Genomic DNA, 25,000 nt, shown 5'->3' on the forward strand with positions numbered 1-25,000 from the left:
ATGGACTGTTACAGTAGTACGAAATTTAATTGAAAGATAAAGGAGTTAAGAAAACATGAATGAACATGAATGGAGTAACAAAAGTGAACAGGAGTGGCGCGAAATATTAGGCGATGAAGCTTATTATGTATTAAGAGAAAAGGGCACTGAGCGGCCTTTTTCAGGAAAATATTTAAGCTGTGATAAAGAGGGCGTTTACCGTTGTGCCGGTTGTGGTCAGAAACTTTTCGAAGCCGGACACCAATTTGATGCGCATTGCGGCTGGCCAAGCTTTGATGAAGCCATTAAAGGATCGATTGACTACGTAAAAGATTCAAGCCATGGCATGACCCGTACTGAAATACTCTGCAGTCAATGTGGTGGTCATTTAGGCCACGTATTTGACGACGGGCCAACAGAAACCGGACAACGGTATTGTGTTAATTCACTGTCGATGCGTCACGAAGACGACGAATAGTAACCGCGAAATTTGCCGGCTTTAAGTTTATCGACAATCTCTTCGGCGCGATCATCCCAGTCGTCGTATTGGTCTTTGCTGGCATTAACAATTGATTTCATGCTGTTTTTATCCAGGTTTTTCTGACCGAGCTGCCAGGCAACCTGGGACCAGACATAAGCTTCGGGACCATTACCTTCTTTTAAATACATAGAAACTAACGTTGAAGGTATTTCCGGGTTAACCTTGTCATCGGGGCGATAAAGTCGTAATGCACTGTAAAGAAGCTCAAAGGTTTTTTGAGAGTCTTTTTTGGTATAATAGGTGGCCAGCGCGAGTTTGAGCTCAGGCGTTTCCATCTTTTTGGTGCCTTCTAGCGCCAGTAGTTCATCCAGTGCACCTTGATCGCCTCGGTTGGCCCAATGCCAATATAGCCATAGAGGGTGATCGGAATCAGCGGTTTCGTCAGCAAGCTTCTCTATATTTTTTCGGGAGTTAATAAAGGCTTCTAAACGTTCAGACTGCTTCTCTCTGGATTTTGTCATTTCAAGCGTTGCGGCCAGTTCTATACACTTTGAGTACTCTTCCAGATCCCGCATGACAAAGTACTGGTTTTCGTTCGTATCGCTTAGACTGCGTTCGTAACGACTGTAAATCAGCTTACTACGTTCTACATTACACCAGTTATCGGTATTTAAGTCGCTACAAATAGCAGGACTAGACTCGCAGATTTCACGGACTGAAGGTTTCCCTTCCATACATCCTGTTAAGACGAGAGCTGCACATGTAATGACAATTTTTTTGAACATAGATACCAACATTTTTTTAGTGAAATACAATTGTTCCGTAAAATTGGCTTCATGCCAAGCTTTTAAGTACAATATTGCGGTTTTTAAGTGTAGTACTTTATAAGCTCACAGACATTACCATAGAGGACAGGGCTCACTATGAACTCTAACCAGCAAGATCCAACCTTATCAAGTTGGCAGGAACGTCAGGAATTCGCCGAGCAGATGCAACCTTTGCTCGGGAAGTTGTACCGGAACTTCGGTGTTGAAATTTTGGTTTATGGCCGTTCATTATTAAATGTATCGACCATTAATATAATTAAGGCACACCGTCTTATTCTTCGTCACGAAGGGCAGAAAGTTCGTTTACGCGAGAGCTTTCCGTTCTTGCAGGCTATGGCAGAACTTAAACTGTCTCCGGCACGCGTTGATTTGGGCAAACTCGCCTATGGCTACTTGTTTGGTGATAAAGCTGATGGCTTATCGATTACAGATTACGTCAAACGTGAGTTAGCAGATATCATTGACTCAGAAGATAATATTGAACCACGCGATGTCGTTTTATACGGTTTTGGGCGTATAGGGCGCTTATTGGCTCGTCAGTTAATTGAACGTAATGGTGGCAACAATAAGATGCGCTTACGTGCCATTGTCGTTCGAGGTGGTCGCGATGGCGATTTAGAAAAGCGAGCAAGTTTATTGCGTCGTGACTCAATCCATGGCTTATTCAACGGTTCAATAACCGTCGATCATGATAGTCAAAGCATCAAAGCTAATGGTACCAGTATTAAAGTGATCTATTCTAATGGGCCGGACCAAGTGGATTATACCCAGTACGGTATTAACAACGCGATTGTTATCGATAATACCGGTATCTGGAAAGATGAAGATGGTCTGGGTCTGCACCTGAAATCAAAAGGTGTTGATAAAGTGCTTCTGACAGCACCGTCAAAAGGTGATATCAAAAATATCGTGTTTGGCGTCAACGATAAAATGATCGAAGACAGTGATAAAATTGTTTCTGCAGCAAGCTGCACGACCAATGCGATTACACCTGTGCTTAAAGCAATAAATGATGAGTTTGGTATTCGTAACGGTCACGTAGAAACGGTTCACTCGTACACTAACGATCAAAACCTGATTGATAACTACCATACCGCCGAACGTCGTGGTCGCTCAGCGCCCCTAAACATGGTTATTACTTCTACCGGTGCGGCTAAAGCTGTTGCTAAAGCGCTGCCGGAAATGGCAGGTAAGTTAACAGGTAATGCCATTCGCGTGCCGACCCCGAATGTGTCAATGGCAATCATGAACCTGAACTTTGAAAAGTCGACAAGTCGTGATGAATTAAACGATTATCTGCGTAAAGTTTCGTTGCATTCCGAGTTGACTAATCAAATTGATTATACCGCTTCGACTGAAATTGTTTCTTCAGACTTAGTGGGTTCACGTCATGCTGGTGTGGTTGATTCTCAGGCAACTATAGTAGAAGACGACAGAGCTGTATTGTACGTTTGGTATGACAACGAATTTGGTTATAGTTGCCAGGTTGTTCGTGTGGCTGAAGCTATGGCCGGACTTAAGGTTCCTAATTTACCCAAATAATGGAAAAAGCGCCTGCGGGCGCTTTTTTTCTACTCACTTTCTCAGAAACAATACATAAAGGTGAAGTATGCATATCACTGCAAACTTTGACAGTGGCAATATTCAAGTTATCAGCTCAGACAATGCCGATAACATTCGTTTAGCAATCAAAAAAGATCATCAGTCTGATTTTTACCAATGGTTCCATTTTAAGCTGTTTGCTGAAGCCGGCGAAGAGCACGTGATGACGGTTGAAAATGCATCTGATTCTGCTTACCCCGATGGTTGGAAGGAATACCAGGCCCTTGCCTCATACGACCGTGAGACCTGGTTCCGGGTTCCGACGGAGTACAATGGCAAAGAACTGACTATTCGTCATACACCAGAGCAAGAAAGCGTTTATTATGCGTATTTCATTCCTTATTCGTACGAGCGTCATCAAGACCTGGTTCAATCAGCTCAACAGTCAATTGACTGTTATCACGAGCTATTAGGCGAAACGATAGATGGTCGTGAATTAAACTTATTGGTTATAGGTGAACCCGCTGAGCACAAAAATACCATTTGGGTGACTGCACGCCAGCATCCCGGTGAGTCAATGGCTGAATGGTTTATGGAAGGCTTAATTACACGTTTACTGGACGACGAAGATGGCGTTGCCCGTAAGTTGTTAGACGAAAACGTTTTTTATGTCGTACCAAACATGAACCCGGATGGTAGTGTTCGTGGACATCTTCGGACGAACGCTGTTGGCACGAACCTGAACCGCGAATGGGCAGAACCAAGCCTGGAGAAAAGCCCGGAAGTTTTTTATGTACTAAAACGCATGCAGGAAACTGGTGTTGATATGTTTCTTGATGTGCACGGTGATGAAGCTTTGCCTTATAACTTTGTCGCGGGCTGTGAAGGTATTCCTTCATATGACGAGCGCCACAAAGACTTAGAAGAAACTTTTAAATCAGCCTTTTTAGCTGCAACTCCGGAGTTTCAGACTCAATACGGTTATGAACTGGATGAGCCGGGTAAAGCGAATATGACCGTCGCAAACTCTGCGGTGGGTGAGCGCTTCAAGTGTTTATCGTATACGCTGGAAATGCCGTTTAAAGACAATGCAGACTTACCTGACGAAGATTTCGGCTGGTCAGTAGCTCGTTGTCAGCGTTTAGGAGAAGATGTTTTAACCGCAATATTGGCAGTCTCCCCAAAATTGCGTTAAAACTAGAGTTGGATCACAAAATAATAACAACAAAGGGGGTCTTCCTTGGAAGTGCTCAACAATTTTTTGCTTTGGATTGACGGGTTTTTAGGCTCTGCGTCTTATTTCCCGTTTCTTTTGCTCGGTGTGGGTTTATTTTTCACCTTGTATCTTGGTTTTCCTCAGGTGCGCTATTTCAGACATGCCTGGAGAGTATTAGCCGGAAAATTCGATAAAAAAGACTCACAAGGCGATACCAGTCACTTTCAGGCGCTATCAACGGCATTATCCGGTACTGTAGGTACTGGTAACATTGGTGGTGTTGCACTTGCGATATTCCTGGGGGGGCCGGCGGCCATCTTCTGGATGTGGGTGACGGCATTCCTCGGTATGACTACCAAGTTTGTGGAAGTGACCTTGTCGCACAAATACCGTGTAAAAACCGAAGATGGCAGTATGGCTGGCGGGCCAATGTATTACATGGACCGCCGACTGAATATGAAATGGTTAGCGGTTATTTTTGCCATTGCAACTATTATCAGTTCCTTTGGCACTGGAAATATGCCGCAAATTAATAACATTGCGCAGTCAATGGAGCAGACGTTTTCAATTGAACCGGTCTGGACCGGAGCCATACTCTCTATTTTGCTGGCAATGGTCATTATTGGTGGAATCAAGCGAATAGCGGCGGTTACCTCAAAAATCGTTCCTATTATGGGAGTTGTTTATGTCATTGGTTCTTTGAGCGTTATTTTCTTCAATATCGATAATATCGGCTCATCTTTTTCTTCTATTTTCACTAACGCATTCACCGGTTCTGCAGCGGCAGGCGGCTTTTTAGGAGCCAGCTTTGCTTATGCGTTTAACCGTGGCGTAAACCGCGGTTTATTCTCTAACGAAGCGGGTCAGGGGTCTGCACCTATTGCTCACGCATCAGCAAAAGCGAAAGATCCTGTTGCTGAAGGCTTGGTGTCAATTCTTGAACCTTTCCTGGACACCATTTTAATCTGTACTTTAACTGGTCTGGTTATTCTATCTTCCGGGGTGTGGACTGAGAAGTTTGAAAATAACTTTGCCAGAAGCGATCTGGACTTCGTTGTTGGTGAGTATAATGATGTTGACAAAGAAGACCGTAAAGAGCTTTACAGATATCTGAACGACTATGACGATACTGAAATTAAACGCTATTCGGGTACACTGAATGTTGTTGATGGCAAAGCGCAGACTAATGGTGAAATCACTATTTTACATGCGCGCTCGGTTGCTGAAGACGTGCGTTTCATTATTGCCGGAGAAGATGCTTACAATGGCCAGGTAAAAATTGAAAATGGTAACTTGATTAAAGAGGATATTGAAGTTGTCGGAAAGTCACTGGTACATTCCGCGGCTCTGACCTCGCTGGCTTTTGCTAATGGGTATTTTGGAGACTACGGTCAGTACATTATTCCCATTACTCTGCTAATGTTTGCTTTTTCGACTGCAATAGCCTGGTCGTACTACGGTGACAGGGCAGTTGTTTATCTGGTCGGCCAAAAGGGGGTTATGCCATACCGTATACTTTATGTATCGGGCTTCTTCTGGGCGTCATTTGCAGATACGACTCTCGTTTGGACAGCTTCCGCTGTTGCTATTGTCCTAATGACACTCCCCAACTTGCTGGGGATGATTTTGCTTCACAAGGAAATGAAGTCAACGGTTAAGTCTTATTGGAAAGACTTTGGCGATGCCGACAAGAAAAAGTAATAGAATAAGCGCCAATTAAAGCAAAACGGTCAACCCAAAGTTGGCCGTTTTATTTTTTATTCCCTCGCAATGCTTGAAATTGAGAGCAAAAGCCTTATATTGCAAGGACTGCATAAGACATAGGTAGTTTATGGCGTTAACACAATGTCCTTCGTGTAATAAACGAATTTCAAGCAAAGCAAAAGAGTGCCCGCATTGCCAGTTTGTTCTGGCCGGTCAGTCTAAAGACGATATAGAGCGTGAAGCCATACGGATAAAGCAAGAAAAATCCGATAAGCTGGTTTCCCGTTCAATGCTCGCCTTACTGATATCGATTGCCGCTTTTACTTATTTATTCCTTCAGCAACCCATGCCTAAAACGTGGCAATACAGCGTTGCCGTTGGGTTAATGGTCGGGGGATTAGTTTGGTTTATAGTCAACCGTGTGCAGCTTGTCTTTTTAAAAAAGAAAAAGCGGTAAACTATGCAATTCGACGACTTAATTAAAAGCATGAATCAGGACATTTACGAGCGTCTGGTTCAGGCAGTAGAAACTGGTAAATGGCCAGATGGTAATCGTTTAACTGATGAGCAGCGTGAAAACTCCATTCAGTTGGTTATGGCTTATCAGGCGAGATACGCGAGCACTGAGGAAGCTTTTACTATTGGTGCTAACGGCGAAATAATTACAAAAACCAAACGGGAATTAAAAGAGCAGTTCAAAACTGACTCTGGAGAACAAATTGCTCGTTTCAAACTCGACCAACAAGAAGGCGAATTATGAGCTCTCAGCTGTATTCTGACTTATTAGCCCAAAGCCGGGCTTTAACAGAAAGTGAGCCTGATTTAATTGCAAATCTTGCGAATATCTCTGCGCTACTCTACGAGCGCATTGAGGACATTAACTGGTTAGGTTTTTACCTTACCCGTTCTGATAACGAGCTGGTGCTAGGTCCTTTTCAGGGGCGTGTTGCTTGTGTTCGTATTCAGTTTGGACAGGGCGTTTGCGGTGTTGCTGCAGAAACCCAAACCTGCCAAAGAGTTGAAGATGTTCACCAATTTGCCGGACATATAGCTTGTGACTCAGCATCAAACAGTGAAGTTGTTGCACCCATCGTCGTTAATGGCAAAACCGTTGCGGTGCTGGATGTCGACAGCCCGTCTGTGGGGCGCTTCAGTGAAGAAGACGCAAAAGCTATTCAGGCCATTGCTGACTACTGCCAAACTCTGAATTGGCAAGGGGTGCAATCATAGTATGTTTGTTGAATTCGATATTCACAGTTATTTAGTAACCAAACAAGATGTTATTTTCTTTGAAGAGCATGAAGAAGAAGCCGCTGATAAAATCAATGAAATGCTGCATCTTATTAATGCATTACGAGAGGATGACGATACAACAGAGCAGCTTGAAGAAATGGTTCGCCGTACGTTGTACGACTGGATTGAAGAGCCTGCATTGCTAGATTTGTCATTTGATGAAATGGACGACTATGTTCGAAACTTAATGAAAGTTGTCCGCGAACAGGAAGAAGAATGGAATGAGTGAACCTGAAAAGCTGACGAAAAGTAAAGATGTCATTGTCTATTTAGCCGAACAGTTTCCAGACTGTTTTACGATAAAAGGCGACGCTAAACCTTTAAAAATTGGTATTTTTGAAGATTTGGCGAAACGCCTTGAGGACGATGACAAAGTAAGTAAGACACGTTTAAGAACAGCTCTGCGTCATTACACTAATAGCTGGCGGTACCTGTACAGTGTTAAGAGCGGTGCTCAGCGAGTGAATCTGGATGGTGAGCAGGTTGAAGCTGTTACAGAAGAACACCAGCAGCATGCGCAAGAGACTTTAAAAGAATCTAAAGCTAAAGTTGCAGAGAAAAACAAAGCAACTAACAAGGCTGCCGCTAAAAAAACTCCGGCTAAAGATAAACCTGAAAATACAGCAAAAGCTAAACCGAAAGCCACAAAAAAACCGGCCAAACCAAAAGTTAAATTGGCTGATGTGGAACTCAACAAGCTTTCTGTTGGTCAACAGGTTCAGGTAAAAGCGGGGAACACCCCCATGTCAGCAACAGTTTTAGAACTGGACAAGGACGACGTTCAGGTTCAGTTGCAAAACGGTTTAATTATGAAAGTTAAAGCAGATAAGATTTTTCTGCGCGCTTAGGAGTAGTCAATGAAACACTGGGCTGTAAAGAAATGTGCATTGGCACTGATGTGTGTTGTTCCTGCCGCGGTTGCCATACCGCCAGAGCACAAGATCAGTGAATTACCAGAGTTAGAGCAGGAAGCTCAGCATGATACAGCCAGTGAGCGTATTGCGTCCTACTTTACCCGTTATCATTTCAGTAGCCTGACCCTGGATAACGAGTTATCTGAGCAAATTCATGAGCGCTACTTTGACTTGCTGGATTACAGCAAGATGTTTCTGCTAAAAGAAGATGTAGAAGCCGCACAGGAGTATCGTCATTTATTTGATGACATGCTGAAACGGGGCGAGCTTGACGTTGCTTACGACATTTATCAGAAAAGTCTTGAACGCCGTTTCCAGCGTTACGAATATGCTCTGTCTTTATTGGACGAAGAAAAACCGATGGATTTTTCGGTTGAGGGCGACAAATACTATTATGACCGCGAAGATGCTGAGTGGGCAGAATCTAAAGATGAGCTGAATGATCTTTGGCAAAACCGCGTTAAATACGATGCACTAAATTTGAAACTGGCCGGCAAAGAGTGGCCTGAGATAGTTGAGACACTCGGTAAGCGTTACAACAGTGCATTAAACCGACTGACAAAATCGAAAAGCGAAGATGTTTTTCAAACCGTTATGAACGCGTTTGCCCGTTCAGTTGAGCCGCACACAAGTTACCTTTCGCCTTCCAACTCAGACCGATTCCAGCAAAATATGAATCTTGAACTGGAAGGAATTGGCGCTGTACTTCAGTCAGAATATGATTACACAATTATTCGCAGTTTAGTTCCTGGTGGCCCTGCGGATAAAACCGATGAGCTTTCTCCAGAGGATAAAATCATCGCTGTCGGTCAGGGCTCTGGTGAAGATGAAGAAGAGTTTGTTGACATTATTGGTATGCGTCTGGACGATGTTGTCGAGTTAATAAAAGGTCCCAAAGGCACTACCGTTCGTTTGCAGGTCTTAAAAGCCAGCCAAGGTGCCGGTGGTACTCCTAGTGAAGTTGAAATTGTCCGTGACAAGGTCAAATTGGAAGACCGTGCCGCAAAAGCCGAAGTCAAAGAGTTCGAAGAGGGGCCTTATAAAGGTCGTCGTCTTGGTGTTATCGAAATTCCCGGGTTTTACAACAACCTGACCGCTGACGTGAAAAAGCTGATAGAAGATCTACAAAGCGAAGACGTAGAAGGTTTGGTGGTAGATTTGCGCGGTAATGGTGGTGGTGCGTTAACCGAAGCCATTAGCTTAAGCGGTTTATTCATTGATAAAGGTCCTGTAGTTCAGGTTAGCGACGGCCGTGGACGTATTGATGTTAGTGAAGATAAAGACGGTAAAACATACTATGACGGGCCATTGTTCGTTATGGTTGACCGTTACAGTGCATCGGCATCAGAAATTTTTGCGGCCGCGATGCAGGACTACGAACGTGCCTTAATTATCGGCGAAAATACCTTTGGCAAAGGTACTGTGCAACAACATCGTGGACTGGCTCGACGTTTCGATTTCTATGACAAGCCACTTGGCAGTGTTCAATATACGATTGCGAAATTCTATCGCATAGATGGCGGCAGTACGCAGTTAAGAGGTGTTCAACCAGACGTTGTTTTCCCTTCGTTTGTTGAGGCTTCAGACTGGGGTGAAAGCAAAGAAGATAACGCGTTACCCTGGGATAAAATAGATAAAGCGAGCTACAGCCCCGTTGGTGAAATTAACAATGCTGAAGTAAAAGAGTTGCAACAACAGTTAAATCAGAGAATTGAAGACGACCCTGAGTTTTCTTATATATTTGAAGAGATAGAGCGTTATAGACAAGAAAAAGACAAAACATGGGTCAGCCTGGTGTTAACTGAACGAGAAGAGAAGCAAGAGCAACAGAAAAACAAGCAACTTGAGAGAGTTAACGAACGTTTGAAACGTGCTGGTAAAGAGCCAATCGAGAGTATCGAAGATGCCCCTGAAGAATTTACCGAGGTAGATCCCGTCCTCGATCAAGCCGCTTTAGTTGCATTTGATTATATTGATAAAAATCAACTTGCCTCGAATTAAATAAACCTTTTAAAAATACCGCCTTTACGGCGGTATTTTTTTGTGCGCTTGTCATAGCCCCCTGTTTTGTGGTCATATAGTGCGTTAATGAACACAAACGATTAATAATAATGACAACAAATAATCAGACGATATCAAGCCGATGGTCAAGTCGGTTAAGTTTTATACTGGCCTCTTCAGCTGCGGCTGTTGGTTTAGGCAATATCTGGAAGTTTCCCTACGTTATGGGAGAGAACGGGGGCGGTGCCTTTGTTCTGGTGTACCTGCTTTGTATTTTAGCTATCGGCATTCCCATTATGATGGCCGAGGTGATTATAGGCCGTCGTGGCCGACACTCACCAGGCTATGCCGCTAAGTCTGTCGCATTGGAGTCAGGTAAGCATTCTGCCTGGCAAGTTGCTGGTTGGCTCGGAATGTTGACCGGTTATTTGGTTTTAAGTTTCTATGCGGTTATAGCGGGGTGGGCACTGGCTTATGTCTTTAAAGCCGCACAAGGTGTGTTTACTAATGCATCTGCCGAAGCCGTAGGAAAAACCTTTGATGCATTGCAAGCATCGCCCGGCGAGTTGATGATGTGGCATAGCCTGATTGTTGTCGCAACCATTTTAGTGGTTGGCAACGGTGTTAAGAATGGCCTGGAAAGGTCGGTTAGACTGCTTCTCCCATGCATGATTGTGTTGCTGGTTTGTATTGCTCTTTACTCAGGCAGTATTGGTGACTTTTCTGCAGCTGTTAGCTTTATGTTTGAACCGGACTTCAGCAAGTTGACTGTTAACGGCGTTATGGTCGCACTAGGTCATTCTTTCTTCACTCTGGGGTTGGCTTCCGGTGTTGTAATTATGTATGGCGCTTATCTACCAAGAGAAACCTCTATAGTACAAACCAGTGTCTGGATTGCAGTCATTGATACTTTTGTCGCGCTATTAGCGGGACTGGCAATATTTCCTCTGGTTTTCGGTTATGGTTTGACGCCAAGTGAAGGCCCGGGTCTTATTTTCACTACGTTACCTTTAGCTTTTAGTGAGATGCCTGCCGGAGGTTTTGTTGGAACGGTATTCTTTATTATGCTGGTTATAGCGGCGTTTACCTCCGCTATCGCAATGATTGAATCATCGGTTGCCTTTGTTTCAGAAAAGTTTTCCTTAAACCGCTGGCCAGCAACCTTAGTTTCTGCCGGGGTACTTTGGCTTCTGGGGCAGTTGACCATCCATTCATTTGCCGGCTCCGGCTGGGCTCAGTTAGATTCTGCGTGGTTAGGTAAGCCAATTGAGTCACTCTTTGATATCATTGACGTTTTGACATCAAGCTTACTGTTGCCGCTAGGCGGCTTGCTGCTCGCTTTATTAGCGGGCTGGGTCATGCGTTCTGAATTCACGAAAGACGAACTGGATACAAGAAAAGGCATTTTCGATGTCTGGCTGTTGTGCGTTAAATATATTTCTCCAGTCGCTATCATTATTATTTTTTTACAGCTAATAGGCTTTATAAAACTTTAGGTTGAATAATTAATGAGTCATAAAACAAAAGCACCCAGTTTATTACAGGCGCTGATTCCTTTACTTGCGCTAATTGCAATGTTGTCCTCGTCGGTTTATTTGTTTGGCGAAGACTCTTCTTATGGGCCCAACCAGATAGCCTTGTTAATAGCGGCCGGTATTGCTGTCATCATAGGTTTTAAAAATGGCTTTAGCTGGGAACAAATAGAAGAGGGCATAACCGAGGGGATCTCGGTCGCCCTGGGCGCAATGTTAATCATTCTTGCCGTCGGTTCGTTAATCGGGACCTGGTTACTTTCTGGTACGGTCCCAACCTTAATATATTTTGGCCTGGAACTGCTAAACCCCAGCTTATTCTATGCGGCAAGTTGCATTATTTGTGGTGTGGTAGCGCTGTCTATTGGAAGTTCGTGGACAACCGCAGCAACCATTGGTGTGGCATTAATGGGCGTAGCCTCCGGTATGGGGTTAGAGCCAGGTATTGCCGCCGGCGCAATTGTTTCCGGAGCATACTTTGGTGATAAAATGTCACCCTTGTCTGACACCACCAACCTGGCGCCTGCGGTCGCAGGAACTGAGTTGTTCGCTCACATCCGTTATATGGGGTATACCGCAGGGCCAGCTTTTGTTATATCGATAGTCTTGTTCTTAATTCTTGGTCTTAATACCGATACCAACGTCAGCTTACAGCGCCTGGAATTGATGCAGGAGCAACTAAGCGCAACCTTCAACGTTGGCTGGGAAATGTTAGTTCCTTTGGCCGTATTGCTATACTTGGCAGCAACACGCAAGCCTGCGCTACCTACAGTATTTTTCGGCGCCTTGCTCGGTGGTGTGTGGGCGCTGATTTTTCAACCCGAAATGGTCAGTCAAATAGCCGGAGAACAGGGCTGGGTCGCGGCCTTAAAAGTGGTTTGGTTAGCGTTATCAGATGGCGTAGCGGTGAGTACAGGCAGTACCAATCTTGATTCATTGTTAAGCGGCGGTGGTATGTCGTCTATGTTAAACACCGTCTGGCTCATTTTAAGTGCGATGACCTTTGGCGCCATTATGGAAAAAGTTGGCCTTCTGGAGCGCTTTATCCGCGGTATGCTTAAATCAGCTAAGAGTGTTGGCTCGCTGGTGACCGGAACCATTTTTACTTGTTTTGGCGCGAACGTATTAACTGCTGACCAATATATGGCGATTGTACTGCCGGGCCGTATGTTCAAAGAAGAGTATGAACGTCGAAACCTGGATCCCAGAGTGCTTTCCCGTACTCTGGAAGACAGTGGTACTATCACATCGGCTCTTATTCCCTGGAATACATGCGGAGCTTATATGTTTTCAGTACTTGCCGTGAGTCCGTTCGAATACGGCATTTATGCGTTCTTTAATTACCTGACACCGCTGATTGCCATAGTTCTTGCCTATACCGGCTGGACTATCTTGTATTTGAACCCAAAAGATAAAACGGCTGAAGCCTAATTAGAGCGAACAGCCGTACGCAAGAAAGCGACTTAGAGAACTAAATACAGAAGGAAGCTATGACACAATTACCAAAGGCTAAATATCGTAAAGATTATCAAGAACCTGAATTCACAATAACGGATGTCGATTTAACCTTTAATCTTCATCCAACAGAAACTCGGGTAACGAGCGTCTTAAAAGTTGTACGGCAAGGCGATCATACAAAGCCTTTGGTACTCGACGGGGAACAACTCACCTTATTGAGCTTGAAAGTCGATAATGAAGAGGTTGCCGAGGATGCATATCAATGCGATGAGAACAGCCTGACACTCAACACTTCTCTTAAGTCGTTTACTCTTGAAATTGAAAATAGCGTTAACCCAACGACTAATGAAGCGCTTGAAGGCCTTTACCTGGCTGAAAACACTTTCTGTACGCAGTGCGAAGCAGAAGGGTTCCGGCGCATCACTTATTACCCCGATCGGCCCGATGTTCTGGCAAAATTTACAACCACAATTATTGCCGATAAGGCAGATTTTCCATACTTATTATCAAATGGTAACCGCATAAAGCAGCTGGATCTTGATAACGGAAAGCATATGGCAACCTGGCAGGATCCTTTTCCTAAGCCTTGTTACCTGTTTGCTCTTGTCGCGGGTAATTTCGATGTGTTACGTGATGAATTTACTACCCGGGAAGGGCGTACCGTTGATTTAGAGCTCTTTGTTGATAAAGGTAATCTGGACAGAGCTGACCACGCCATGTTGTCGCTTAAAAACGCGATGAAATGGGATGAGGAGCGTTTCGATCTGGTCTACGATCTGGATATTTATATGATTGTAGCCGTCGATTTCTTCAATATGGGCGCCATGGAAAACAAAGGCCTGAACGTTTTCAATGCGAAGTATGTTTTGGCTAATCCAGCAACGGCAACCGATCAGGACTTTCTTAACGTTGAGTCCGTTATTGGTCACGAATATTTTCACAACTGGACCGGTAACCGGGTGACGTGCCGTGACTGGTTCCAATTGAGCTTAAAAGAAGGGCTTACTGTTTTCCGCGATCAGGAGTTCAGCTCAGATCTTGGCTCCAGAGCCGTCAACCGCATTCAGGATGTCCGCGTTATTCGAAGCCATCAGTTCGCCGAAGATGCAGGTCCCATGGCACATCCGATTCGCCCGGATAAAGTGGTTCAAATGAATAACTTTTATACGGTGACGGTCTATAACAAAGGCGCCGAAGTTATTCGAATGATCCATACTTTATTGGGAGAATCGGGCTTTCAGAAAGGCATGACGCTTTATTTTGAGCGTCACGATGGTAAGGCTGTAACTTGTGAAGATTTCGTTCAGGCTATGGAAGATGCAAACGGCGAGGATTTCAGTCGATTCCGTCATTGGTACTCGCAGGCAGGAACGCCGGTTGTTACAGCGGAGCAGTCTTACGATAAAGAAGCGAAACAACTGACCTTGGTGCTCAAACAGGAAACCGCGTCTACGCCCGGACAAGAGCAAAAGGCTCCTTTCCATATCCCGGTTAAATGGTCAGCCTATAGTGAGCAGGGCGAAGAACTTTTATTAAGTGATAATAATTTACTGCACTTAAAAGAGAGTGAAACGACTTTCACCTTTGACAATGTTTCTGAGGAACCTATTTTATCCTTATTCGATAATTTCTCTGCGCCAGTAAAAGTGAAGCGCACCATAAGCGATGACGAGCTACGAGTACTGCTGGCTCATAGTAAAGATGACTTTAGTCGTTGGGATGCGGCACAGTCGTTGTTTACCCGAATAATTGAAAAGGGAATTGATGATCATTCCACTATTGAGCTCTCGGTACAAACTATTGATGCGTGTCGGAACCTGCTTCGCGCAAATACCGATCCTGCACTAAAAGCCCTGGCCTTAACGCTGCCTTCAGCCTCAACTATTGCTGATAATTATGAAACCATTCCGGTAGAAGCAATTAATACCCAGTTGAAGTCACTAAAAAAACAACTGGCAGTTGCGCTGGAGGATGATTTCAGCCAGCTTCTGAGTTCTTGTAAGTCAGAAAAAGCCTACCAGTTAGTGGGGGATGAAATAGCCAAACGTCAGCTGAAACAGGTTTGTTTAAGTTATTTAGCCGAACTAGACGACGCAGCGACCAATAAGTTGACACAACAATTTGACCAGGCCGATAACCTGACTGATCAGCTGGGTGCAATGCAGGCCGGAGTCTGGGCAAATCATGCTATAGCTGAATCTTTACTTAATAAGTTTGAGCAGCAATGGCGTGGCGAAAAGCTGGTAATGGACAAGTGGTTCAGTACTCAGGCTCTTGCTAATAACGACGCAACGGTGGAGCGCGTTAAAGATTTAATGACGCATCCCGATTTTTCGTTGAAAAACCCAAACCGGGTGTATTCACTGCTTGCCGCGTTCACTCAGAATCAACCGCAGTTTCACAAAGCTGACGGGGCAGGGTATGAATTGATAGGCTCAGTCATTCAACAACTGAATACCAGTAACCCTCAGGTTGCTTCAAGACTGCTATCTGCTTTTGTCAGTTGGCGCCGGTATGATGAGAATCGCCAGCAATTAATGCGCAATCAGCTTGAGTCTTTACGTCAATTGCCAAACCTGGCCAGTGACTTATTTGAAAAAATAGAAAGTTGTCTAACTGAATAATTATTTAAAGGTATTAACCAACGGTGATCATTGAGTATGTTTTTAACCTAAGTATGAGCTACCAGGAATTTTGTGATGTCTATTACAGTAAAGGTTATCAACAAATTGTAGTCACGACCGTTAATGGCACGCGGGTAGCCCTACCCGCGGGTCGTTTAATTCCTTTTATTGATAATAAGGGGGTGCGCGGACGCTTCCTTTTGCAAGTTGATGAACAGCAAAAGTTCGTGGGATTAAAACGGCTAACATAGAGTCCATTCAGTTAAACTAAATAGTTATATTATTTTACTTACCATATCTGGTCTAAACACCTGTTTTTAGCGTGAATAAGCGTTGAAACCCCAGCGTAAATGTCCGACAATAACATCAATCATATATTCTCTGGCCGTGGGCCGCATTTGGGCTTGCCTGCGACGTTTCACCAACAACCTCAAGGACTCTGTAATTATGTCGTTGGTCGATAGTCAATCTCCGGTTTTACTGGAAAAAGTCGTTGAATTGATAAATAAGAAAGTTCCCGCCTCTCAAGCGCACTTAGTAGCAGATTTTGCCAAGCGCTTATATCGTAATATTGCCAGTGATGATTTAACCAACCGCCACGATAGTGATATGTACGGTGCAGTTTTGGGTTTATGGCATAGTTTTAATGAATATAAACCCGGTGATAAAGCACTGATAAAAGTATATAACCCTGAAGTTCCTGCGGACGGTTGGGAGTCTCCCCATACCATTATTGAAATTATTCAAAATGATATGCCGTTTATGGTTGATTCAGTACGAATGGCACTGGCTCGTCTGGGTATTACATCGCATTTATTACTGCATATGCCGTTGAGTCATAAACGAGACAAAAATAGTCAGGTTACTGAATTACAGAAACCCGGAACCCGTAGCGAAGATAACTATGTCGACACGGTCTTTCTTATTGAAATAGACCGCCAAACCAGCAAAGAAGAAATAAAAACGTTAAAAAGTGAGTTGGTGTCGGTAATGGAAGAAATCAGTCTTGCAGTTGAAGACTGGCAGGCTATGCGTCAGCGTTTGCAGTCGGTTTCAGAACAGCTTGATCACGACTTTTATCCGGGCTCGAAAAAAGAAAAGAAAGAAATTAAGCAATTTTTACAGTGGCTGGCCAATGATAATTTCACATTAACTGGTTACCGTTCCTATGAACTAACCCCAGTGAAAGGGGACTACGAACTCAAACAGGTTAAAGATTCCAGTCTGGGGCTAATGAAAAATTCCGTTAGTGAAAAAGGGCGTTTGGTTTCCAGCTTACCTGAAGATGCGCGCGAAATAACACAAAACGAACGCTTGTTACTGTTGACTAAAACCAACTCGAAATCGCGGGTCCATCGTCCGGCATACTCCGACTACATTGGCGTTAAACGCTTTAACCAAGATGGCGAAGTAGTAGGTGAAGACCGCTTTATTGGTTTGTATTCGGCAAACTTTTACAACAATAGTGCACGTGATATCCCGTTGGTGAGTGAGAAAATATCGCGCGTATTGGACATGTCAGGCTTCGCTCCGCAGTCTCACGCGGCTAAAGCACTGTTGAATATTTTAGAGACCTATCCTCGTGATGAAATTGTGCAGGCAGAAGAAGACGATCTGTTAACGGTTGGTTTGGGTGTGTTGCAAATGCAAGAACGCGACATGACCCGCGCTTTTCTGCGCCGCGATATTTTCGGCCGCTTTATGTCGTGCATGGTTTATGTGCCAAAAGAGCGCTATAACACCTTGTTACGTCAACGAACTCAAAGTGTGTTGGCGCGTACATTGAAAACCGAATACGACGTCGACTTTACCACTTATTTTTCAGAGTCTTCGTTAGCAAGAACGCATTATACCGTGCGTTTGAGCGAAGACCATCAGGATGTGAACGTGAAAGAATTAGAACAGAACTTAATTGAAGCGGCGCGCACGTGGGAAGACAATTTCGAACGTATTTTGCAATCCACTTTCGGCGAAGCAAATGCTACCCGTTTAAATAAGCGGTACGCTATGGCATTTCCCCGTGCGTATAAAGAAGATGTTTTACCATCGGTAGCAATTTCAGACATAAAACAACTGGAGTCCTTAAACGACGAACATAAACTGGGTATGGTGTTATACCGTGCTCAGGAAGAAAAAGACGACAGTAAACATCTGCATTTGAAGTTGTTCCATAAAGACGAGCCGATTCACCTGTCGGACGTATTGCCGATGCTCGAAAACTTCGGATTACGTGTCATCGGCGAAAGTCCTTACCAGATTAAAACGAGCGACGGTGATGTCTACTGGGTTCTCGATTTCCACATGCTTCATACGGCAGGTTCATTGAATCTGGAAGAAAGTCGAGAAACCTTCCAGAGAGCCTTTGCGTTAGTCTGGAAAGGTAAGTTAGAAGACGATGGCTTCAACCGCTTAGTACTAGGCGCCGGAATGAACGGCCGTCAGGCGACTATTTTACGTATGTTTGCGAAGTACATGCGCCAAATTGGTACTACATTCAGTCAAAGCTACATAGAGAGCACTTTCAGTAAGTATCCTTTGCTGGCCAAGCTGGTTGTGAAGATGTTTTACAGCAAGTTTGAACCGGGCACAAAAGGAGTCGAGAAAAAGCTCGAAGCACTTCATACCCGTATTAATACCGAGTTGGACAACGTTGCCAACCTTGATGACGATCGTATTATTCGTCGCTATGTGGAATTGATAGATGCTGCGTTACGTACCAACTTCTTCCAGAAAGACGAGCAGGGCAACGACAAACCGTATATTTCGGTTAAGTTCTTACCTGAACTGGTACCGGAAATGCCATTACCGTTACCTAAGTTTGAGATATTTGTTTACTCGCCGAAAGTCGAAGGTGTGCACCTTCGTGGTGGTAAAGTAGCCCGCGGCGGATTGCGCTGGTCAGACCGTCGTGAAGACTTCCGCACCGAAGTACTTGGTCTGGTTAAAGCTCAGCAAGTGAAAAACACCGTTATTGTTCCTGTAGGGGCAAAAGGTGGCTTTATTTGTAAAGCTTTACCAGAAGACAGAGAAGGCATGATGGTCGAAGGTAAAGAGTGCTATAAAACCTTTATCCGTGCGTTACTCGACATTACCGATAACATCGTTGAAGGCGAAATTGTTCCGCCGAAAAGTGTTGTTCGTCGCGACGAAGACGATCCATACCTGGTTGTTGCAGCAGATAAAGGCACTGCAACTTTTTCTGATATCGCTAACGGCATCTCAGCTGAATATAATTTCTGGCTGGGTGATGCCTTTGCATCAGGCGGCTCAGTTGGCTATGACCATAAGAAAATGGGTATTACCGCTCGTGGTGCCTGGGAGTCAGTTAAGCGCCATTTCCGCGAAATGGGTATCGACTGTCAAACCACAGACTTTACCTGTGTTGCCATTGGTGACATGGGTGGCGATGTATTTGGTAACGGCATGTTGCTGTCCAAGCACACGTGCTTACAAGCGGCATTTAACCACTTGCATATCTTTATTGACCCGCAACCAAATGCGGCAAAATCCTGGGAAGAGCGTGACCGTTTATTTAAAATGCCGCGTTCAAGCTGGGATGATTACAACCGCGAATTGATTTCAAAAGGTGGTGGTATTTTCTCAAGAAGTGCAAAAGCGATTGAGCTAACACCTGAAATTAAGAAAATGCTGGGTACCCAGAAAAAATCAATGACACCGAATGATTTGATCAAAGCCTGCTTAACGATGAAAGTTGATCTTATCTGGAATGGGGGTATCGGCACTTACGTAAAAGGTAAAGCAGAAACCGACAGTGATGTTGGCGACCGTGCTAACGATGCACTGCGCGTAAACGGCCACGAGCTGAACGCAAAAATTATCGGTGAGGGCGGCAACTTAGGCTTTACTCAATTAGGCCGTATTGAATTTGCGCAAAACGGCGGTCGAGTCAACACCGACTTTGTCGATAACGTAGGTGGCGTTGATTGTTCAGATAACGAAGTTAACATTAAAATCTTATTGAACGGTTTAGTTAACAGCGGCGAGCTGACGAAGAAACAACGCGATAAACTGCTTTACGACATGACCGATGATGTCGCGAAAATTGTGCTGGATGACTGTAACAGACAAACACAGTCAATTTCGGTAACAGCGTTGCGCGGCACCGATCAAGTGAAAGAATACACGCGGTTTATTCATCACCTTGAGCGCGAGCATTCGTTGAATCGTCAGCTTGAGTTTTTACCTGATGATGATGAATTAGTTGAGCGTCAGGCAACAAATCAGGGCTTAACACGTCCGGAATTGTCCATTGTTACCGCTTACGGAAAGATGGTTCTGAAAGAGCAGTTGATAACGGATGAAATTACGGAAGACCCGTACCACATGCGTGAACTTTTTGACTCTTTCCCAGAGGCCTTACGTGATCGTTTTGCTGACAGCATGGTATCTCATCCGCTAAAAGGTCAGATTATTGCCACTAAGCTTGCCAATAATATCGTTAACGATATGGGACCAAATTTCGTTTTCCGCAAGCAGGAGGCAACTGGTTCGACAGTTGCTGAAATAGCTTCTGCTTACGTAGTAGCCCGTGAGTGCTTTAAAGTTGAAGAACTGTGGGAACAAATTGAAGCGCTGAATAATAAAGTGCCAGCAGAAGTTCAGAATGAAGTTTTATTCCAGCTTCGTCGTATGGTGCGCCGCGCAACTCGCTGGTTCTTGCGCCACCGTAACCCAGCTCTGAGTGGTATTCAGGAACACTTAGACTTCTACATGGGAGCATTTGACGACTTACGCGAAAACAGCCTTAAGTATATGGTTGAAGATGAAGCCAAAGTCATTGAAGAAACAATTGAGAAGTACAAAGAGCACGGCTTCCCGGCCAAGCTGGCAAAAAACATTGCGAGCTTGAGTACCATATTTTCTGCGATGGATCTTGCTGAAGTTGCTAATGAAACAGGACAGTCATTCAAGACAGTTGGTACGCTTTACTTCCGTTTGGGTGCGGAAATAAACTTACATTGGTTCTTAATACAAATTAATAACCAACCGGTGGCGAACCATTGGCAAGCTCTGGCAAGAGCGGCATTCCGTGAAGAGCTCGATTGGCAACAACGTTCGTTAACTCAAGTTGTGCTGCGCTCAACACCAGACGTCAGTGACCCGGAGAAGATGATCAGCGAGTGGATAGAACAAAACGAAGTGTTGTTATCTCGTTGGCAGCAAATGCTATCAGACTTCCGCACAACGAAGAGCCACGAGTTTGCCAAATTCTCCGTTGCTTTGCGCGAACTTATGCTGTTGAGCCACAACTGTGCACCTAAAGTGATCAGTTAATGTACAACCTAATAAAATCATTTTTGTTTCGTCAGGATCCTGAGAAAACGCACGAATTAATGCTCGGGATCCTGAATAAATGGCATCGCACACCGTTGTCGCTGTTTTGGAAACAAAACGTAGCCAGCAAACCGGTTCGGGTTATGGGGATTGATTTCCCTAACCCGGTCGGTTTAGCCGCTGGTCTTGATAAAAACGCCGAGTGTATAGACGCATTTTCTCAGATGGGTTTTGGCTTTATCGAAGTGGGTACGGTGACCCCTGTAGCTCAGCCGGGTAATGATAAGCCTCGTTTATTCCGCTTGACCGAAGACGAAGCAATTATTAACCGCATGGGTTTTAATAACCATGGGGTTGATGAGCTTGTTAAAAATGTCAAAGCGTCTTCTTATAAAGGCGTGTTAGGTATTAATATCGGTAAAAACAAAAACACGCCGGAAGAACAGGCCATTGATGACTACCTTGCGTGTCTGAATAAAGTTTATCCGTACGCAGACTATGTCACGATTAACATTTCATCACCTAATACCCCGGGGTTAAGAGATCTCCAGCACGGCTCCAGTCTTGATGGTTTATTGTCCAAGCTAAAAGCTACTCAGCTCGCTCTGGCAAAAGAGCATGATCGCTATGTTCCGTTGGTAGTTAAAATAGCTCCGGATCTTGAAGATCATGAAGTTGAAGTCATGGCGCAGTCATTATTAAAAAATGAAATGGACGGCGTAATAGCCACCAATACAACGTTGTCGCGTGACGGATTGCAAAGTAGTCAGGCAGGTGAAGCTGGCGGCTTAAGCGGTAAACCACTTCAGGATAAAAGTACTCGAGTGATAGAGTTGTTGTATAAAACTTTGCAAAGAAAAATACCGGTGATTGGCGTTGGAGGTATCGATTCAGCTGAGTCGGCAGAAGCTAAACTCAAAGCAGGAGCTAGCCTGGTACAAATTTACACTGGGTTTATCTATCAAGGTCCAGGGCTAATTCGCTCAATTGTTAGTCACTTGTAATGATTAAGTGACTTTAGTATCTTATCGCAAAGCTTAAATTCTTCTAATAATAAAGGCTAACATCGTGGAATCGGAATCCCATTGGTTATGGTTATTCAATACAGAAAGCGGCAAGCTTAGCGTCAAGCTAAGTGATACCGAGGTATTTGATACACCTTACAAACCGAGTCAGCTAGTCAATATTCACTTTAATGAACAAATGATGGACATTGAAGACGCGACGACCTTCCAGAGCGTTAGTGAAACATTGGAGGCTTACCCAGCTGATAAAATGCCTTGCGCACCGAAAAATGCGGCTCTTAATACAACGGCATGGTGTCGCTTTGGTCGTCCTCAAATGCCACAGAGTTGGCATTTTCAAAAATCTGATATTAGCGAATGGCCGGTAGAGCGGCGTTTATGCGAATTGAACTCAGGTTTTGATCAGGGGCTGTTCTTAATTCTTGATACCGATGATGAATTTGCGACTTGCTTACTGTTAAGTAACGGCATGCAGCTTTCTGCAATTAAATCTCTGCGTCAGTATCATGTCATTAAAGTCACTTTAAACCGCTTGTTACCGGCAACCGTTGATTTAGCTTTGTCGGCCCAGTCTGACTGGAGTCAGAAACTGGCGTAACTCTTTTAAGGAAAAACCTTAAAATTTTAGTGTATTTTCGGGATTTATTTAGGACTTTGTTCTAAGAAAGGGGGGCTTAGCAGGAAAATATTAATAAATACTTATTCCGGACGTTGGTTGCGGGGGCAGGATTTGAACCTACGACCTTCGGGTTATGAGCCCGACGAGCTACCAGACTGCTCCACCCCGCGTCCGATTGAGAGCGCATAGTATAGTGATAATTCGTACCACGCAAGCTTTATTTAAACCAACCGCATAGTATTTATACAAATACGGTTTAACTGCTGTTTTATTAGTCATTCTCTTTGTAATTCCCTTATTTCAGCTGGAATTACAGACAGCCACTGAGCTCTCCGTTATAATTGTCACCTTAATTTTTTAGGCGAAGTTTCTATGTATCGTTTTTTTATTGCGTGCTCCAAAGGTCTTGAAGGGCTTTTGTTTGATGAGTTGCAAGAATTTAACTTAACTCACGTTAAGCAAACCATGGCAGGCTGCTATATTGAAGCCGATTTACAGCAGGCTTACACGGTGGCTATGTGGTCCAGGTTAGCAAGCCGTATGCTGTTGCAATTAGGTGAAAAGGAAGTTTCCAGCCTGGATGAGATTAAACTGGCATTGACTCAATTCTCCTGGAGCAAGGTTTTCGATGCGAACAGAACCTTTGTGGTTGATTTTTCCGGCGGTAACGACGACATTCGCCATACTCAGTTCGGCGCGCAGTTAGTAAAAGACTGTATTGTCGATAACTTTCGCAATAGCGGATTTGAACGTCCCAGTATCGATAAGCAAGACCCGGACATTCGTATTGCCGTGCGAGTCCATAAAGACAAGCTCACCTGGTCTTTAGACTTTACCGGTGACGGCATGCACAAAAGGGGATATCGCTTGCAGCAGGGCGAAGCACCGCTGCGGGAAACCTTAGCCGCCGCCATATTAGTCCGGGCAGGCATCAAAAACGAATTAGAAAAAGACGAGCCAGTCATCTTTGACCCGTTCTGTGGTTCGGGGACCTTGGTCATAGAAGCGGCCATGATGGCAATGGACCACGCGCCTGGGCTGAGCCGTGCGCATTGGGGCTTTTTGTTTTGGCATGAACATTCGCCGCAATTATGGCACGACGTATTAGAGCAGGCAGAGCAGCGCTTTAAAGAGGGTAAGAAAAACTTTAAAGGCCAGTTAAAAGGCTCTGACAACAACCCTCATTTGGTCGCTAAAGCCAAAGATAACGCCAAGCGTGTGCTACTGCATGAAGTGATAGAGTTTGAAGTTGCGGATGCAACAAACTGCGAAGCACCGGCGGAAAGTGGGCTGTTAGTCTGTAATCCTCCCTACGGTGAACGTCTGGGTGAGGCCGTTGAAACCTTACTCTTGTACCGCCGTTTTGGCCGTCAATTAAAAGACACCTTCCACAATTGGCATATAGCCGTACTGGCAGGAGACGAGCAGCTACTAAAACGCTTGAAACTGCGCAGCCATAAAAAATACCCGCTATTAAATGGTGCAATTCCGGTTAATTTGGCACTTTATGACTTAACTAAAGAGCAACCTGACTTCGCAGAGAGTCAAGCTGACGACCTGGTTAATAGGGTTAAGAAGAATTACGCGAAGTTAAGTAAGTGGGCAGACAAAGAAGGGCTGGATTGCTGGCGTGTTTATGACGCCGACATTCCTGAGTACAACGCCGCTATCGATATTTACCAGGATTACGTGGTTGTACAGGAATACGCAGCTCCAAAAGACATTCCGGAAGGAGTGGCCAATGACCGCTTGTGGTTCATGCTCGAGTCTTTGAGTTCTGCTTTACCGGTATCAGAAGATAAAATCATTCTTAAACGTCGCCAGCGCCAAAGCGGTAAGCAGCAATACGAAAAACAGTCGCAGGACAGCACGGTGCTAACGGTTAACGAATACGGCGCCAAGTTTGAGGTGAATTTAACCGATTACCTTGATACCGGCTTATTTATGGACCACAGATTGGTGCGTAAAGAGCTACTGGATAAGTGCGAAGAGTTGGATGTACTGAATTTGTTCGCCTATACCTGCACCGCATCTGTACAGGCTGCCAGAGCCGGAGCCGCACGAGTGGTTTCCGTCGATATGTCGAAAACCTACCTGAAGTGGGGTGAGCGTAACTTTGCCTTGAACCGCTTACGAGGCAACTACCAATTTATTCAGGCCGATTGCTTTAGCTGGATGCGGGAACAACGTGGCAAACAACTGTTTGACGTTATTTTCCTTGATCCGCCCACCTTTAGTAACTCAAAACGAATGAGCGGAACCTTAGACATACAGCGTGACCACGTTGGTTTGATAAAAACCGCCACGGGCATGCTGAAAGAGGATGGCGTGATTTTATTCTCTAACAATAGAAAGAAATTCCGCATTGACACCGAAGGGCTGGATAAAGCAGGCCTTGAGGTGAATGATCAGACACAAGCCTCAATACCAGAGGACTTCAAACGTCATAAAGGTATTCATCATTATTTTATTATTTCACGGGCTTAATTA

At 44.5% G+C, this 25,000-nt stretch carries 19 protein-coding genes and 1 tRNA gene; 18 read left to right on the forward strand and 2 right to left on the reverse strand.

Annotation, left to right across the window (positions count from 1 at the left end; all coding sequences use genetic code 11):
- The first annotated feature begins 55 nt into the window (after positions 1–55).
- The gene (gene msrB, locus U0358_RS06795; protein WP_322405744.1) at positions 56–457 is read left to right on the forward strand and encodes a peptide-methionine (R)-S-oxide reductase MsrB; all 402 of its coding nucleotides are present in this window, start codon (positions 56–58) and stop codon (positions 455–457) included.
- Here the strand turns inward: msrB and U0358_RS06800 are convergent.
- The gene (locus U0358_RS06800; protein WP_322405745.1) at positions 439–1,194 is read right to left on the reverse strand and encodes a DUF2989 domain-containing protein; all 756 of its coding nucleotides are present in this window, start codon (positions 1,192–1,194) and stop codon (positions 439–441) included. The genes msrB and U0358_RS06800 overlap by 19 nt on opposite strands.
- 189 nt (positions 1,195–1,383) lie before the next feature.
- Here U0358_RS06800 and U0358_RS06805 point away from each other — a divergent pair, with 189 nt between their 5' ends.
- The 16 genes from U0358_RS06805 to U0358_RS06880 all read left to right on the forward strand — a co-directional run bounded on the left by U0358_RS06805 (position 1,384) and on the right by U0358_RS06880 (position 22,489).
- Positions 1,384–2,829: a glyceraldehyde-3-phosphate dehydrogenase gene (locus U0358_RS06805; protein WP_322405746.1), complete on the forward strand. Its 1,446-nt coding sequence runs from the start codon at positions 1,384–1,386 to the stop codon at positions 2,827–2,829.
- A gap of 67 nt (positions 2,830–2,896) precedes the next feature.
- The gene (locus U0358_RS06810; RefSeq protein ID WP_322405747.1) at positions 2,897–4,024 is read left to right on the forward strand and encodes a M14 family metallopeptidase; all 1,128 of its coding nucleotides are present in this window, start codon (positions 2,897–2,899) and stop codon (positions 4,022–4,024) included.
- Between the two features lie 45 nt (positions 4,025–4,069).
- Complete coding sequence (locus tag U0358_RS06815) at positions 4,070–5,746, forward strand: alanine/glycine:cation symporter family protein (protein WP_317496912.1); 1,677 nt, start codon at positions 4,070–4,072, stop codon at positions 5,744–5,746.
- Positions 5,747–5,876: 130 nt separating this feature from the next.
- Positions 5,877–6,206, forward strand: coding sequence for a hypothetical protein (locus U0358_RS06820; protein WP_317496913.1), 330 nt, complete (start codon positions 5,877–5,879; stop codon positions 6,204–6,206).
- 3 nt (positions 6,207–6,209) lie between these two features.
- Entirely contained in the window at positions 6,210–6,509 is a 300-nt protein-coding gene (locus U0358_RS06825) for a YeaC family protein (RefSeq protein ID WP_317496914.1), read from the forward strand.
- The gene (locus U0358_RS06830; RefSeq protein WP_322405748.1) at positions 6,506–6,979 is read left to right on the forward strand and encodes a free L-methionine (R)-S-oxide reductase MsrC; all 474 of its coding nucleotides are present in this window, start codon (positions 6,506–6,508) and stop codon (positions 6,977–6,979) included. Before U0358_RS06825 ends, U0358_RS06830 begins: the two co-directional genes overlap by 4 nt.
- 1 nt (position 6,980) lies before the next feature.
- On the forward strand, positions 6,981–7,271 hold the full coding sequence (locus U0358_RS06835) for a hypothetical protein (RefSeq protein ID WP_011234518.1): 291 nt from the start codon (positions 6,981–6,983) through the stop codon (positions 7,269–7,271).
- Entirely contained in the window at positions 7,264–7,890 is a 627-nt protein-coding gene (gene proQ, locus U0358_RS06840) for an RNA chaperone ProQ (protein ID WP_322405749.1), read from the forward strand. Before U0358_RS06835 ends, proQ begins: the two co-directional genes overlap by 8 nt.
- A 9-nt stretch (positions 7,891–7,899) precedes the next feature.
- Positions 7,900–9,957 (forward strand): carboxy terminal-processing peptidase, encoded by a 2,058-nt coding sequence (gene prc / locus U0358_RS06845; protein ID WP_322405750.1) that lies wholly within the window; start codon positions 7,900–7,902, stop codon positions 9,955–9,957.
- Between the two features lie 110 nt (positions 9,958–10,067).
- A complete protein-coding gene (locus tag U0358_RS06850; protein WP_317496918.1) occupies positions 10,068–11,453 on the forward strand; it encodes a sodium-dependent transporter in 1,386 nt (461 codons plus the stop codon).
- Between the two features lie 12 nt (positions 11,454–11,465).
- A complete protein-coding gene (gene nhaC / locus U0358_RS06855; RefSeq protein ID WP_317496919.1) occupies positions 11,466–12,920 on the forward strand; it encodes a Na+/H+ antiporter NhaC in 1,455 nt (484 codons plus the stop codon).
- Positions 12,921–12,979: 59 nt separating this feature from the next.
- Entirely contained in the window at positions 12,980–15,571 is a 2,592-nt protein-coding gene (pepN, locus tag U0358_RS06860) for an aminopeptidase N (protein ID WP_322405751.1), read from the forward strand.
- Positions 15,572–15,594: 23 nt separating this feature from the next.
- Positions 15,595–15,822, forward strand: coding sequence for a DUF2835 domain-containing protein (locus U0358_RS06865; protein ID WP_317496921.1), 228 nt, complete (start codon positions 15,595–15,597; stop codon positions 15,820–15,822).
- A 196-nt stretch (positions 15,823–16,018) separates the two neighbouring features.
- On the forward strand, positions 16,019–20,866 hold the full coding sequence (locus U0358_RS06870; RefSeq protein WP_317496922.1) for an NAD-glutamate dehydrogenase: 4,848 nt from the start codon (positions 16,019–16,021) through the stop codon (positions 20,864–20,866).
- Positions 20,866–21,870: a quinone-dependent dihydroorotate dehydrogenase gene (gene pyrD / locus U0358_RS06875; RefSeq protein ID WP_317496923.1), complete on the forward strand. Its 1,005-nt coding sequence runs from the start codon at positions 20,866–20,868 to the stop codon at positions 21,868–21,870. Before U0358_RS06870 ends, pyrD begins: the two co-directional genes overlap by 1 nt.
- Positions 21,871–21,934: 64 nt before the next feature.
- Positions 21,935–22,489, forward strand: coding sequence for a cell division protein ZapC domain-containing protein (locus tag U0358_RS06880; protein WP_317496924.1), 555 nt, complete (start codon positions 21,935–21,937; stop codon positions 22,487–22,489).
- A gap of 114 nt (positions 22,490–22,603) precedes the next feature.
- On the opposite strand, the gene U0358_RS06885 is transcribed toward U0358_RS06880, so the two are convergent.
- A tRNA-Met gene (locus U0358_RS06885) sits at positions 22,604–22,680 on the reverse strand.
- 202 nt (positions 22,681–22,882) lie between these two features.
- Here U0358_RS06885 and rlmKL point away from each other — a divergent pair.
- Entirely contained in the window at positions 22,883–24,997 is a 2,115-nt protein-coding gene (gene rlmKL, locus U0358_RS06890; protein WP_322405752.1) for a bifunctional 23S rRNA (guanine(2069)-N(7))-methyltransferase RlmK/23S rRNA (guanine(2445)-N(2))-methyltransferase RlmL, read from the forward strand.
- The last annotated feature ends 3 nt before the right edge of the window (positions 24,998–25,000 follow it).

The sequence above is a fragment of the Idiomarina sp. PL1-037 genome (genome assembly GCF_034422975.1).
Taxonomy (GTDB): domain Bacteria; phylum Pseudomonadota; class Gammaproteobacteria; order Enterobacterales; family Alteromonadaceae; genus Idiomarina.

Bases quoted from the DNA above. Each gene is read 5' to 3' on its own strand.
- msrB (WP_322405744.1), top strand. From the start codon at position 56: ATGAATGAACATGAATGGAGTAACAAAAGTGAACAGGAGTGGCGCGAA.
- U0358_RS06800 (WP_322405745.1), bottom strand. From the start codon at position 1,194: ATGGAAGGGAAACCTTCAGTCCGTGAAATCTGCGAGTCTAGTCCTGCT.
- U0358_RS06805 (WP_322405746.1), top strand. From the start codon at position 1,384: ATGAACTCTAACCAGCAAGATCCAACCTTATCAAGTTGGCAGGAACGT.
- U0358_RS06810 (WP_322405747.1), top strand. From the start codon at position 2,897: ATGCATATCACTGCAAACTTTGACAGTGGCAATATTCAAGTTATCAGC.
- U0358_RS06820 (WP_317496913.1), top strand. From the start codon at position 5,877: ATGGCGTTAACACAATGTCCTTCGTGTAATAAACGAATTTCAAGCAAA.
- U0358_RS06825 (WP_317496914.1), top strand. From the start codon at position 6,210: ATGCAATTCGACGACTTAATTAAAAGCATGAATCAGGACATTTACGAG.
- U0358_RS06830 (WP_322405748.1), top strand. From the start codon at position 6,506: ATGAGCTCTCAGCTGTATTCTGACTTATTAGCCCAAAGCCGGGCTTTA.
- U0358_RS06835 (WP_011234518.1), top strand. From the start codon at position 6,981: ATGTTTGTTGAATTCGATATTCACAGTTATTTAGTAACCAAACAAGAT.
- proQ (WP_322405749.1), top strand. From the start codon at position 7,264: ATGAGTGAACCTGAAAAGCTGACGAAAAGTAAAGATGTCATTGTCTAT.
- prc (WP_322405750.1), top strand. From the start codon at position 7,900: ATGAAACACTGGGCTGTAAAGAAATGTGCATTGGCACTGATGTGTGTT.
- U0358_RS06850 (WP_317496918.1), top strand. From the start codon at position 10,068: ATGACAACAAATAATCAGACGATATCAAGCCGATGGTCAAGTCGGTTA.
- nhaC (WP_317496919.1), top strand. From the start codon at position 11,466: ATGAGTCATAAAACAAAAGCACCCAGTTTATTACAGGCGCTGATTCCT.
- pepN (WP_322405751.1), top strand. From the start codon at position 12,980: ATGACACAATTACCAAAGGCTAAATATCGTAAAGATTATCAAGAACCT.
- U0358_RS06870 (WP_317496922.1), top strand. From the start codon at position 16,019: ATGTCGTTGGTCGATAGTCAATCTCCGGTTTTACTGGAAAAAGTCGTT.
- pyrD (WP_317496923.1), top strand. From the start codon at position 20,866: ATGTACAACCTAATAAAATCATTTTTGTTTCGTCAGGATCCTGAGAAA.
- rlmKL (WP_322405752.1), top strand. From the start codon at position 22,883: ATGTATCGTTTTTTTATTGCGTGCTCCAAAGGTCTTGAAGGGCTTTTG.